General features: G+C 66.9%; 12 protein-coding genes. 10 read left to right on the top strand and 2 right to left on the bottom strand.

Annotation, left to right across the window (positions count from 1 at the left end):
* Positions 1-47 precede the first annotated feature (47 nt).
* The 7 genes from H9K76_RS20020 (at position 48) to H9K76_RS19990 (ending at position 7,525) form a co-directional block, all read left to right on the top strand.
* Entirely contained in the window at positions 48-1,241 is a 1,194-nt protein-coding gene (locus tag H9K76_RS20020; RefSeq protein WP_187597035.1) for an acetyl-CoA C-acyltransferase, read from the top strand.
* Positions 1,242-1,355: 114 nt separating this feature from the next.
* Positions 1,356-2,465, top strand: coding sequence for a hypothetical protein (locus H9K76_RS20015; protein ID WP_187597034.1), 1,110 nt, complete (start codon positions 1,356-1,358; stop codon positions 2,463-2,465).
* Positions 2,462-3,088, top strand: a complete 627-nt coding sequence (locus H9K76_RS20010; RefSeq protein WP_187597033.1) for a pyridoxamine 5'-phosphate oxidase family protein — start codon at positions 2,462-2,464, stop codon at positions 3,086-3,088. The genes H9K76_RS20015 and H9K76_RS20010 overlap by 4 nt, the downstream gene beginning before the upstream one ends.
* A 2-nt stretch (positions 3,089-3,090) precedes the next feature.
* On the top strand, positions 3,091-3,765 hold the full coding sequence (locus tag H9K76_RS20005; protein ID WP_187597032.1) for an SDR family oxidoreductase: 675 nt from the start codon (positions 3,091-3,093) through the stop codon (positions 3,763-3,765).
* Between the two features lie 68 nt (positions 3,766-3,833).
* Positions 3,834-4,964 (top strand): acyl-CoA dehydrogenase family protein, encoded by a 1,131-nt coding sequence (locus H9K76_RS20000; protein WP_187597031.1) that lies wholly within the window; start codon positions 3,834-3,836, stop codon positions 4,962-4,964.
* Between the two features lie 235 nt (positions 4,965-5,199).
* Positions 5,200-5,607 carry a YchJ family protein gene (locus tag H9K76_RS19995; protein WP_187597030.1) on the top strand — a complete coding sequence of 136 codons (408 nt, stop codon included), beginning with the start codon at positions 5,200-5,202 and terminating at the stop codon, positions 5,605-5,607.
* Positions 5,591-7,525: a hybrid sensor histidine kinase/response regulator gene (locus H9K76_RS19990; RefSeq protein WP_187597029.1), complete on the top strand. Its 1,935-nt coding sequence runs from the start codon at positions 5,591-5,593 to the stop codon at positions 7,523-7,525. Before H9K76_RS19995 ends, H9K76_RS19990 begins: the two co-directional genes overlap by 17 nt.
* On the opposite strand, the gene H9K76_RS19985 is transcribed toward H9K76_RS19990, so the two are convergent.
* A complete protein-coding gene (locus H9K76_RS19985) occupies positions 7,517-8,197 on the bottom strand; it encodes a response regulator transcription factor (protein ID WP_187597028.1) in 681 nt (226 codons plus the stop codon). The two genes, H9K76_RS19990 and H9K76_RS19985, sit on opposite strands and share 9 nt — an antisense overlap.
* Before the next feature lie 223 nt (positions 8,198-8,420).
* On the opposite strand from H9K76_RS19985, the gene H9K76_RS19980 reads away from it, so the two are divergent.
* Positions 8,421-9,119, top strand: coding sequence for an HAD family hydrolase (locus tag H9K76_RS19980; protein ID WP_187597027.1), 699 nt, complete (start codon positions 8,421-8,423; stop codon positions 9,117-9,119).
* A 10-nt stretch (positions 9,120-9,129) separates the two neighbouring features.
* Here H9K76_RS19980 and H9K76_RS19975 read toward each other — a convergent pair whose 3' ends face one another.
* Positions 9,130-10,188: an AraC family transcriptional regulator gene (locus tag H9K76_RS19975; protein WP_246475168.1), complete on the bottom strand. Its 1,059-nt coding sequence runs from the start codon at positions 10,186-10,188 to the stop codon at positions 9,130-9,132.
* 147 nt (positions 10,189-10,335) lie between these two features.
* On the opposite strand from H9K76_RS19975, the gene H9K76_RS19970 reads away from it, so the two are divergent.
* Positions 10,336-12,060 carry an AMP-binding protein gene (locus H9K76_RS19970; protein WP_187597026.1) on the top strand — a complete coding sequence of 575 codons (1,725 nt, stop codon included), beginning with the start codon at positions 10,336-10,338 and terminating at the stop codon, positions 12,058-12,060.
* Between the two features lie 3 nt (positions 12,061-12,063).
* A complete protein-coding gene (locus H9K76_RS19965; RefSeq protein ID WP_187597025.1) occupies positions 12,064-13,014 on the top strand; it encodes an alpha/beta hydrolase family protein in 951 nt (316 codons plus the stop codon).
* Positions 13,015-13,021: the final 7 nt, after the last annotated feature.

Raw genomic sequence — 13,021 nt, 5'->3', positions numbered from 1 at the left:
ACGCGCACCGACGAATTCATCCCACCCATTCTTTCAAGGAGATCCACATGAGCCAGCAACACAACGACCCCGTCGTCATCGTCAGCGCAGCGCGCACGCCGATGGGCGCATTCCAGGGCGATTTCGCCGACCTGTCGGCCAATGACCTGGGCGGCGCGGCCATCAAGGCGGCCGTCGAGCGTGCCGGCATCAAGCCCGAGCAGGTCGAGGAAGTCCTGTTCGGCAACTGCCTGATGGCGGGCCAGGGCCAGGCGCCCGCGCGCCAGGCGGGCTTCAAGGGTGGCCTGCCCCAGAGCACGGGCGCGGTGACGCTCTCCAAGATGTGCGGCGCCGGCATGGAAGCCACCATCCTCGCCCACGACCAGCTGATCGCCGGCAGCCGCGACGTGATGATCGCGGGTGGCATGGAAAGCATGACCAATGCGCCCTATCTGCTCAAGAAGGGCCGTGGCGGCTACCGCATGGGCCATGACAAGATCTTCGACCACATGATGCTCGACGGCCTGGAGGACGCCTACGAGCCGGGCCGCTCCATGGGCACGTTCGGCGAGGATTGCGCGGCCAAGTACCACTTCACGCGCGAACAGCAGGACGAGTTCGCCATTGCCTCGGTGAAGCGCGCGCAGGCGGCCACCGAGAGCGGCGCGTTCCAGGCCGAGATCACGCCGGTGACGGTCAAGACCCGCAAGGGCGATGTGACGGTGAGCGTGGACGAAGGTCCGGCCAAGGCCAAGCTCGACAAGATCGGCACCCTGAAGCCCGCCTTCAAGAAGGACGGCACCATCACCGCGGCGTCGAGCTCGAGCATCAACGATGGCGCCGCCGCCATGGTGCTGATGCGCGAATCGACCGCGAAGCAGCTGGGCTGCAAGCCGCTGGCGCGCATCGTCGCCCACGGCACGCACGCGCAGGCTCCCGAGTGGTTCACCACGGCTCCCGTCGGCGCGACCGAAAAGGCACTGAAGAAGGCCGGCTGGAAGGTCGAGGATGTCGACCTGTGGGAAGTGAACGAGGCCTTTGCCGTGGTGCCGATGGCGCTGATGAAGGAGCTGAACGTTTCGCACGACAAGGTCAACGTGAACGGCGGCGCCTGCGCGCTGGGTCACCCCATCGGCGCCAGCGGCGCCCGCATCCTGGTCACGCTGATCCACGCGCTGCAGTCGCGCGGCAAGAAGAAGGGCCTGGCCACGCTGTGCATCGGCGGCGGCGAAGGCACGGCGATGGCGATCGAACTGGTCTGAGCGCACGTTTCCGGGATTACTTTCGGCGGGGGCATGGCGCCTTTGCCTTACAGTGGCCCCATGTGCAACGAGGCCGTGCGTATCGTGCGCACGGCCCATCAGCAGGAGAGCGGCATGAGCGAAGACATCCAGCACGCTGACGACAGCGAACAGGCCGAGCCACTCGGCCAGCATCAGATCGACGCATTCTGGCGTGATTTTTCGGAACAGGTGGGCGCGCTCGAGCAACTCGAGCCCCGCGACTTCGTGGAGCGTGCGAATGCGCTCCTGCAGCCCCATGCGCCCGACCTGGCCCTGGAGCTCGAAGGCAATCCCAGGGAGCAGGGCGCGCGCCTGGTCGTCACGGCGCACGGCAACATCGCGCAGTTCGAGAACGTGCAGGCCATGGTGCGCGGCGCGCCGCGCCTGGACGCATACGACGTGCGCGGCTTCCGCAGCCGCTCGCTGGGGCGTGACTTCGCCATGCGCATGAATGACTTCGAACTGTCCTGCTCCGACGTGCTGGTCGCGCACTACGACGCGGGCGGCATCGTGGGCCTCGAGCTTTCCTTCGAGAGGATCATTCCGCACGACATGATCGATCACGCGCGCCACATGGCCTTCATCATGCTGGACCATGTGCTGGGCGAATGGGACTTCTCGGTGCGCGTCGGACCGGTGGAGTTCGTGGAGGCCTTCTCGGACAACGTGGATGGCGCAGAGCCGCTGTCCGTCTTTCCTCCGATCTTCGATGCCTTCCAGCGCGATGTGCTCGGTCGAACCTACGAATATCCGCGCGAGGCCGACGACCGCTGGATCTCGCTGGAGGTCCGGGCGCGCGACGGCGGCGACGATCAGCCGCCGGACCTGCTGTCGTTCCATGACTCCGCGAATGCGCTTGCGACGCGTGCGGATCTCTCGCATCTGCTGATGTGGACATTTCCATTCGAGAGCCAGGAAGAGCTCGATGCCGTGCGCGACGCGCAGGACGCGATGGAGTCGGAACTCGAGCGCATGCAACGCGGCATCCTCGCGTTTTCGCGTGTGGAGAACATGAGCACGCGCACGGCGGTCTTCTATGTGGACGACGTGGCGCATGCCAGCCAGCTCGCGCTGCGCCTGGGGCAGGAGAATGCGCCCGAACTGCGGGCCGAGCTGAAGGTGGTATACGACCCTTCGTGGCGCGAGTTTCTGGCGCTCTACGGCGCGATCCACGCGCAGGATGCTGCTTCGGAGGACGAATGATCACCACGGCAGAACAACTGCGTGCGATCTACGCACAGCCAGCCGAGCGTGCGCTCAGGAAGCAGCTCGATCACCTCGATGCCTATTGCCAGCGCATCATCGCGTTGTCGCCGTTCTGCGTGATCGCGACGGCGGGCGAGGGCGGCGCGCTGCTCGATGCGTCGCCGCGCGGCGGGCCCAGGGGCTTCGTGAAATGCGCCGACGCGCATCGCCTGCTGCTGCCGGATGCGGGCGGCAACAACCGGCTCGATTCGCTCACCAACCTGCTGCGTGATCCGCGCATCGCCATGCTGTTCTTCGTGCCGGGTGTCGACGAGACGCTGCGTGTGAACGGCACGGCACGGCTGCGTGACGAGCCCGAATTCATCGGGCAGTTCGAAGGCGAGCGCCAGCTGCCGAAGCTGGTGATCGAGGTGCAGGTGAGCGAGGCCTACCTGCATTGCGCGAAGGCGCTGATGCGCTCGAAGCTATGGAGCGCGGATGCCCAGATCGAGCGCAGCGAGCTGCCCACGCTCAACCAGATCATCCACGCGCAGATGGGCTCCATGACCGCCCCGGAATCGCAGGACGACATGGTGCGGCGTTATCGCCAGCAGATCGTGGACGAACAGGGAGCGAGCTGACCATGTCTTCTCCCACCATTCTGGTAATTGGCGCATCGCGCGGCATCGGTCTCGAGCTGGTGCGGCAATACCGCGATGCCGGCTGCCGGGTGATCGCCACCGTGCGCGATGAAGCGTCACGCGAGCGCGTGCGCGACCTGGGTGCGCAGGTGCACATGATCGACGTGGCCAGGCCTGCCAGCGTGAGCGGCCTGGCATGGCTGCTCGACGGCGAGAAGATCGACATCGCGCTCTATGTGGCCGGTGTGATCCGCAGGCCGAACGCGCTCACGCCGCCCACGCAGGAGGATTTCGATGCCGTCATGCACACCAACGTGCTGGGTGCGATGCAGGTGATCCCGCAGGTCGCGCCGATGGTGGAGACAGCGGGTGGCGTGTTTGCCTTCTTCTCCTCGTCGATGTCGCAGATCGCAAGCGTCGACGACAGCGAATGCTGGATCTACCGCGCCAGCAAGGCCGCGCTCAACATGGCGGTGGCCGCGGCGCAGTTCGACTATCCGGGCGCAACGCTCATCACCATCGATCCCGGCTGGGTGCAGACCGACATGGGCGGCGAAGGCGCGCCCGTGACGATCGAGGAAAGCGCCAGCGGCATTCGCAGCGTGCTCGCAGCGCTCACGCCCGAGGACAAGGGGCAGCTGCTGCATTACGACGGTCGGCGGGCGCAGCACTGGTGATGCCCCCGGGCATGGCCGATGAATGAATCGAGTTTTCAACATCAACGAAACCAAGAGAGACACGCAAGATGCTGCTCACAGAAGACCAGGAAATGATCCGCGACGCGGTGCGCCAGTTCGCACAGGAGCAGCTGTGGCCGAATGCCGCGCGCTGGGACAAGGAGCACCATTTCCCCCGTGAGGCGCACAAGGGCCTCGCGGAACTCGGCGCCTACGGCATCTGCGTTCCGGAGGAGCATGGCGGCGCCGGGCTGGACTACCTCTCGCTTGCCGTGGTGCTCGAGGAGATCGCCGCGGGCGATGGCGGCACGAGCACGGTGATCAGCGTGACGAACTGTCCCGTCAATGCGATTCTCATGAAGTACGGCAATGCGGCGCAGAAGAAGCAGTGGCTCGAGCCGCTCGCGCGCGGCGACATGCTGGGCGCGTTCTGCCTGACCGAGCCGCATGTGGGATCGGACGCATCGTCGCTGCGCACCACGGCGGCGCGGCAGGGCGACGAGTACGTGATCAACGGCGTGAAGCAGTTCATCACCAGCGGCAAGAACGGCCATGTGGCCATCGTCATCGCGGTGACCGACAAGGGCGCGGGCAAGAAGGGCATGAGCGCGTTCCTCGTGCCGACGAACGCGCCGGGCTATGTGGTGGCGCGCCTGGAGGACAAACTGGGCCAGCACAGCAGCGACACCGCGCAGATCAACTTCGACAACTGCCGCATCCCGGTGGAGAACCTGATCGGCGCGGAGGGCGAGGGCTACAAGATTGCACTCGGCGGGCTGGAAGGCGGCCGCATCGGCATCGCGTCGCAGAGCGTGGGCATGGCGCGCAGTGCGTTCGAATTCGCGCTGCAGTACAGCAAGGAGCGCGAGAGTTTCGGCACGGCCATCTTCAACCACCAGGCCGTGGGCTTCCGCCTTGCCGACTGCGCCGTGCAGATCGAGGCTGCGCGCCAGTTGATCTGGCATGCGGCGGCACTGCGCGATGCGGGCAGGCCATGCCTCAAGGAGGCGGCGATGGCCAAGCTGTTCGCCAGCGAAATGGCCGAGCGCGTGTGCAGCGCCGCCATCCAGACGCTGGGCGGCTATGGCGTGGTGAACGACTTCCCCGTGGAACGCATCTACCGCGACGTGCGTGTGTGCCAGATCTACGAGGGCACCAGCGACGTGCAGAAGATCATCATCCAGCGCGCGCTGGCCTGATCGCGGCCCGGTGCAGCGAAGGCGCGATCAGATACCCTCATCCTTGCGCGTGCGGTCCCGGTTGCGCATCACGATCGTGATCTGGCCGTTGGTCTCGATGATCGTGCGTTCACCCTCGTAGGCTGGCCGGCATCGGCGCCATGGCGCCAACATCCTGGCGAGCGTGCGGACGCTCTCCCTTCCACATCGGGATACAGAATTGAGCAAGCAGAATCCAGGCGGCCCGGGGGCCGGAATGAGTCCGAATTTGGCAGCATGTCCGTGCGGCCGGACCGACGCCAAGGGGCGTGTGCAGTCTTTCGCGCATTGCTGCGGGCGCTACGTGGGGCATTTCGACAGCACGCCCGCGCCCGATGCCCAGGCGCTGATGCGCTCGCGCTACAGCGCCTTCGTGCTGGAGGATGCCGACTACCTTCGCGCCACCTGGCATGCCAGCCAGCGCCCGGCCACACTCGAATTCGAGCCCGCAACGAAATGGCTGGGCCTGGCCGTCAAGCAGACCTGGGAGACCGGCGAGAACACGGCGGAGGTCGAGTTCGTGGCGCGTTATCGCGTGGCCGGCCGCGCGGTGCGCCTGCATGAGCGCAGCCGCTTCGTGCGCGAAGAGGGGCGCTGGTACTACGTGGATGGCGACCAGTACTAGTACCGACACCCGGGACGACCTGTCCGTGGATGGGCCGGCGCTGGAGGATGCCGGCGCCATTGCATCGCGCGCGCGCCTGCGCCTGCTGCAGTCACTTGCGTCGCGAGGCTCCGCGGAGATCGCGGCCTTCGTGATACCGCCCACGATCCTGTTCCTCTTCTCGCGCACAAGCACCGCCGCTGTCTGGCCGCTGGTGCTGTGGTGCGCTGCGATGATGGTGTTCTCCTGCACGCTCCTGTGGTTGCGCGGCCGCCTGAAGCGTGAATGGGCGGCGCTCGGCAGCGCAGTGGCCGACGACGCATCGCTCGACCGCTGGCAACGCACCTTCGCGCTGTCGGCGGCGGCCGGAGGCCTGCTGTGGAGCGCCGCGCTGCTGTGCACGCATGCCGGTGCGAACTACGAGTTCAGGCTGTTCGTGTATCTGGTGCTCTGTGGCGTGATCGCTTCCGCCACCACCTACCTGGCGCCCCTGCCGCGGGTGTTCTGGCCGTTCGCGGCGGCCATCTACCTGCCGATGCTGCTGGCCGCACCGTGGTACTTCGAGAAGAACGGCATCTACATGATCATGTTGCTGCTGCTCTATGGATTCACGGTGGTGCGGCATGCCATGGCATCGCGCCGCTTCGTGCAGCAGCAGCTCGAGCAGGAGCGCGAGCGGCACGCGCTGGCCGTGCAGATCCATCAAGCCAAGGTGCTGGCGGAGGAGGCCCTGGCCGAGAAGAACTGGTTTCTTTCCGCGGCAAGCCACGACTTGCGGCAGCCACTGCAGGCCCTCGGCTTCATGCTGGAGTCCGCACGCCAGCGCAACCATGATTCCGAGGTGGCGCACGCGCTTTCCGAGGTGCAGGCCTGCACGCGGGATCTGGACATGATGTTCAACGACCTTCTCGATCTGTCGAGGCTCGACAGCGGGACGTTTGCACTGCGCGTGCAGCCCGTGCCGCTGCATGCCGTGCTGCTCGATGCGGAGCGTATGTTCGCGCCCGTGGCCCGGCAGCAGGGACTGGCGCTGCGCATACGGCTGCCGCGCAGGTTGAATGCGGTGGTCCATGCCGACCTTTCGCTGGTGCGCCAGATGGTCTTCAATCTCGTGCACAACGCGCTGCGCTACACGCGTGACGGTTCGGTTCTGTTGGCATGCCGGCGACGCGGAGGCTCGTGGTGCATCCAGGTGTGGGACACGGGCGTGGGCATTTCCGCGGAAGAGGCGGGGCAGGTGTTCTCGGCGCACTACCAGGTGGCCCGCTCGCCCGCGAACGAGGGCGATCAGGCACTACCCGGTGTGACGGGCTCCGCGCGCGGTCGCGGTCTGGGGCTGGCGGTCGTCGCGCGTTCGGCGCAGTGGCTCGGCGTGGCGCACGGTGTCCATTCGCGGCTGGGGCGTGGTTCGTGCTTCTGGCTTCAGTGGCCGGCGGGGGCCGCCATCGCGGAACATGACTTCCAGCCTTCCGTGATTCCGCTGCAGGACGTGGAGCCCGCCGGGCTGCTGCATGGCCGGGTGCTGCTGCTGGATCGCAACGATGTGCAGCGGCGCCAATGGGCCATGCTGCTGCAGGACTGGGGGCTCACTGTGGGAGTCGCCACCTCGGTGCAGCAGGCGCTGGCCCTGTGCGAGGAGGGTGGTGCGCCGCCGGATTTCGTCCTGAGCAGCGATGCCCATGGCGTGGACGGTCCACACGGCACACGCGGCACACAGCCGGATGATGCGGGAGAGGGCACCGATGCTCCCGACGCCCTGGCGGCGCTGGAGCGTCTGCTGGCCAGCCGTGAGGGCCTGCGCGGAGCCGTCCTGAGCGCCAGCCCTGCCATGATCCAGCGCGCAGAGGATGAGGGGCACCTGGCGTTTGCGCTGCCGCTTGCCCCGCACATGCTGCATGCCGTGCTGCGGCGTGTGCTGGGAGGCGGCACGTCAGGCTGACGGAGGGTGCAGATCCACGCCCTGCATCTGCGTGATCAACTCGACGCGGTTGGTGCATCCCGTCTTCTGCAGGATGCCGGTGACATGTTCCTTCACGGTGTATTCGGAGAGGCTCAGCGCCTCGGCGATGGCCCGATTGGATTTGCCCCGGAGCACCAGGTCCAGCACCTGGCCCTGGCGTTGTGTGAGGCCCAGGTCGGCACCGCTCATGCGTTGCGGAGTGGAGGCTGAGCGGTCGCCGTGCCCGGTCGGTGCGCTGGCGTGCTCGACCCAGGCAGCACCTGCCAGCAGGGCAGCCACGGCCTCGCGGAAGGGCTCGGGCGGACAGCTCTTGTGCAGCAGGCCGTGCGCGCCCGTCGCTCGGACCTTGGCAGGCAGTGCCGGGTGGCTGTCGCCGCTCACCATCAGTAGCCGAGTGTCCGGTGCCAGCGCGAGGATGTCGCTCACGAAGCGCGACGAGCTGCCCTCCGCCAGCCAGAAATCCATCACCACGACCAGCGGGGCTCCGCGCAGCGCGATGGTCTTGAGCCCGTCCGATGCCGTGTGCGCCAGTTCCACGTGTCGCAGGCCGGGTACGAGCCCGAGCATCAGGCCCATGCCGTGCGCGACCATCGGATGGTCATCGATCACGAGCGCGTAGGGAACGGTGCTGGAGGACGTACTGGAAGACATCGGTCATTGGGAATGCGTGCCGGCGGACTGCCGCAGAGGAGCAGAGGATATCGGAAAGGACTCGGCCGCATACGACCCTCACGCCCGCATGGGGCAAGGGGCTGCCGCATAATGGCGGCCGTCTCTTCCGGTGCACAGGGCGCCGCAGGCGCACTGCCCACGTGGCGCGTGCAGACTGCATCCGGAAGCCGGGCGCGCGCGGAAATGAATGTGAGCCAAGCCGATGAACGTATTGTTTGATGCCGTCCTCTTCGATTGCGACGGTGTGCTGGTGGACAGCGAGTCCATCACCAACCGCGTGCTGCGCGACATGCTGAACGAGGCGGGCTGGCCGATCACCACCGAGGAGTGCCTGCAGCAGTTCATCGGCAAGACCGTGCGCAGCCAGGCCGCGCTCATCGAGTCGCATACCCGCAAACCCTTCACCGAAGACTGGCTGCAGCAGTTCTATGTGCGCCGCAACGAGGCCCTGGGTGCTGAGCTGGTTGCCATTGACGGAGCCCTGTCGGCCGTTCCCTACCTGCATGGAAAGTTCGATGGACGCATCGCGTGCGCCTCGGGCGCCGACCGTGCCAAGGTCGAGATGCAGCTCGAGAAGGTGGGGCTGGCCTCTTTTTTCCAGGGCCGCGTCTTCAGCGGCCATGAAACACCGCGCAGCAAGCCATTTCCCGACGTGTACCTCGCCGCGGCGCAGGCGCTGCAGGCCGATCCGGCGCGCTGCCTCGTGATCGAGGACACGCTCACCGGCGTGCAGGCCGGTGTGGCCGCAGGGGCCACCGTCTGGGGCTATTTCCCATCGGACCAGGGCCACGCGCAGGCCGACGACCTGCTAGCCGCGGGCGCGGTGCGCGTCTTCGACCACATGGGCGATCTGCCCACCCTGCTGGCAGCGGCTGCCGCGGCCTCCCGCCAAGGGAACTAGGGACAGGCCCTCAATCTCCCGGTGCCATCGCGCTGCGCGAGTGCTTGCGGTACTCGGCGGGCGAGTGCCCCGTCCATGCGCGGAAGGCGCGGATGAAGCTCTTTTCGCCTGCGAACCCCGCCGCCTGGGCCACCTGCTTGATCGGGCGATCCGTGCGGTTGAGCAGTTCGATGGCCTTGTTGCGACGCATCTCGTCCTTGAGCGTCTGCAGGGATGCGCCTTCCTCCTTGAGCTGGCGGTGCAGCGTGCGCGTGGACACGTGCAGCTCGTCGGCCAGTGTGCGCGCGCTGTGCATGACGTCCGGCGTGCTGGCCAGGATCTGCCGCACGCGCTGTACCAGCAGGCGGTCGCGGCGGTACTTGCGCACCATCAGCGGCAGGGCGCGCTGCAGCATCTGCTGCATGGCTGTCTCGTCGCGCTTGAGCGGAAGCGCCAGGTAGCGGGCGTCGAGCTCCACGGCGGCCTGGGGCGCTCCGAAGGTGATCCGGCCGCCGAACAGGACGCGGTAGGCGTCGGCATGTGCCGGCGCGGCGAACGGGAATTGCGCCGACACCACCGGCAGGCGCGAGTCGATGAACCAGCTGGCCAGGCCCAGCGCATTGCGCAGCACCGACACCAGGCAGAACTCGCGCAACTCGCCAAGTTCGCTGTGCTCGGTGACCGTCAGCACGCTGCGGTCGCCGTCGGTCTGCACCTGTAGCGTGATGTCGTCCACGATCAGCCCGTGGTGGCGGCACCAGCGCGCGAGCGCGAGGCCCAGCGTGGGGGCGCTCAGCGAGGCGCGGGCCAGCATGCCGTAGCTGCCCCAGGGCAGGCGACGGCCGAACCACCCGAGGCCTTCGTCATCGAGCTCGCGCATGGCGAAGCCCGACAACACCTCCATCTGGAGCGCGGTGATGCGTGCCGCCATATTCTTGAGGCTATCTGGCGCAATTTGTGCCGTCTCCAGGGCTTCTCCCGGATCGATGCCGCGGCGCTCGTACGCCAGCAGGATCGCACGCACGAAAGCCATTGGCGTGACGGCGGGGTGGGTGCTCTCCAGGGGGTGAAGGGGGACCAGGTGGCGCATGGGAAGATTTTGCTTCTTGCTGGCGCACTTTGCAACCTCTGTGGCCTGATTGTTTCACCACAGCGTCAGGCTCCCGGCGTATGCTCTGCGCTGAAAAGGCGCGTGACCGCAAGCGTCATTCGTTGCCATGGACATGGAGACACGCACATGAATTTGCAGCAGACGCAGGGCCGCCTGACGCTGAGCGAGGCTTCGGGTGCCACCGACAAGCCGTTGATCGAACAGACCCTGGGTGATTTCTTCCGCGACATGGCGCGGCGCCAGCCCGACCGCGAGGCGCTGGTCAGCGCGCACCAGGGCCTGCGCTACACCTATTCTCAGTTGCACGCGGAGTCCCGCAAGCTCGCCAGCGCACTGCTCGGCCTGGGGCTGTCCAAGGGCGACCGCATTGGCATCTGGTCGCACAACAATGCCGAATGGGTGCTGATGCAGTTCGCCACCGCGCAGGTGGGCCTGGTGCTGGTCAACATCAATCCGGCCTATCGCACGGCGGAGGTGGAGTACGCCATCAACAAGGTGGGCTGCAAGGCCATCGTCACGATGCCGAGCTTCAAGACCAGCGACTACCTGGGCATGCTGCGCGAACTCGCCCCCGAGCTTGCGACGAGCTCCCCCGGCTCGCTGCAGGTGGGCCGGCTGCCCACGCTGCGCACCGTGGTGTGGATCGACGAAGCCGGCAAGGGCGAGGAGCAGCCGGGCATGCTGCGGTTCTCCGCCCTGCTGGCGCGGGGCGATGCGGCCGATGCGCGCATCGACGCCATTGCCGCCGAGCTGCGCAACACGGACCCGATCAACATCCAGTTCACCAGCGGCACCACGGGCTTTCCGAAGGGCGCGACGCTCACGCACCGCAACATCCTCAACAACGGCTTCTTCATCGGCGAGTGCATGCGGCTCACGCCCGAGGACCGGCTGTGCATTCCCGTGCCGCTGTACCACTGCTTCGGCATGGTGCTGGGCAACCTCGCGTGCGTCACGCACGGCGCCGCGATCATCTATCCCAACGACGGCTTCGACGCTCTCAAGGTGCTCGAGACGGTGCAGGCCGAGAAGTGCACCGGGCTGCACGGCGTGCCGACCATGTTCATCGCCGAACTCGACCATCCGCGCTTCGCGGAGTTCGACATGTCCACCCTGCGCACCGGCATCATGGCCGGGTCACCGTGCCCGATCGAGGTGATGAAGCGCGTGGTGAAGGACATGAACCTGTCGGAGATCACCATCGCCTACGGCATGACGGAGACCAGCCCCGTGAGCTGCCAGAGCGACAACGAGACGCCCCTGGAGAAGCGTGTGTCGACCGTCGGCAAGGTGCAGCCGCACCTGGACGTGAAGATCGTCCATCCGGAGACGGGCGCGGTGCTGCCTGTCGGCCAGAGCGGCGAGTTGTGCACGCGCGGCTACTCGGTCATGCTGGGGTACTGGGGCGACGAGGCGAAGACGCAGGAAGCCATCGACGCCGACGGCTTCATGCACACGGGCGACCTCGCCACGATGGACGAGGAAGGCTATGTGAACATCGTCGGCCGCATCAAGGACATGGTGATCCGTGGCGGCGAGAACATCTATCCGCGCGAGGTCGAGGAGTTCCTCTACCGCCATCCCAAGGTGCAGGACGTGCAGGTGGTGGGTGTGCCGGACCAGCGTTTCGGCGAGGAGCTGTGCGCATGGGTGATCGCCAAGCCCGGCGAAGCGCTGGGCGAGGACGAGATCCGCGAGTTCTGCAAGGGCCAGATCGCGCACTACAAGGTACCGAAGTACATTCGCTTCGTCACCTCCTTCCCCATGACGGTGACCGGCAAGATCCAGAAGTTCCGTATCCGCGACCAGATGAAGGACGAGCTGGGCCTGCAGGACAGCAAGACGGCCTGAGCCATGCGCGGCGCACGCTTCACCCCTCGCTTTCAGCCGGTACGCGGCATGGCCCATGCGTGGGCTTGCGCCATGCTGGCGGCGGCCTGTGCGTCGGCGCACGCGGGTGTCCAGGAGCGCGTGCTGCAGGTGGCTGTTGCCACGCGCAATGCAGAGGGCAAGCCGGTGCAGGGCAGCATCGCGGTGACCGTGTTCTCCGATCCCGCCAATCGGGTGCCCGCGCCGGTGGTGCTGATCAACCATGGCCGCTCGCCCCAGGCCGAGGGCCGGCGCGAGCTGCACCGTGCACGCTTTGCCCGGCAGGCGCGCTATTTCGTGGCGCGCGGATTTGTGGTTGCGGTGCCCACGCGCCTGGGCTACGGCCCCACGTTCGAGGACGATGCGGAAGACAGCGGCAGCTGCAACAACAAGCATTATGCGGACGCCCTGCACGCCGCGGCGGTGCAGATCGACGAAGTGCTCAAGGCCGTGCGCAAGCTGCGCAGCGATGCCTCTCCCGACCGGGCCGTGATCGTGGGACAGTCCTTCGGCGGCGCGGCATCGGTCGCGACGGCCACACTGCAGCCCGAGGGCGTGCAGGCGGTCATCAACTTCGCGGGCGGTGCGGGCGGCAATCCGCGCACCCACGCCGGTCAGCCCTGCGACCCGGAGCAGATGGCGCAGGTCTACCGCGACTTTGGCGCGAAGTCACAGCTTCCCATGCTGTGGGTCTACGCGAAGAACGACCAGTTCTTCGGAGCGGATTGGCCCGTGCAGTGGCATGCGGCCTTTGCAGAGGGCGGAGGCACGGCGGACTTCAGGCAGTTGCCACCCTATGCGCGCGATGGACACGAGTTGTTCCGCACCGGCATCCGGGTGTGGCAGCCGCTGGTCTCGCAATTCCTGGATGCCACGGGCTTCGCTGTGCCCGCCAGGGCGGTGCAGCAGCGCATGCCCGACAAGGGAGGGCGGTGATGGATCG

The organism is Diaphorobacter ruginosibacter (genome assembly GCF_014395975.1).
Classification (GTDB): domain Bacteria; phylum Pseudomonadota; class Gammaproteobacteria; order Burkholderiales; family Burkholderiaceae_C; genus Diaphorobacter_A; species Diaphorobacter_A ruginosibacter.
This window is presented reverse-complemented; position numbering and strand designations above follow the sequence as displayed.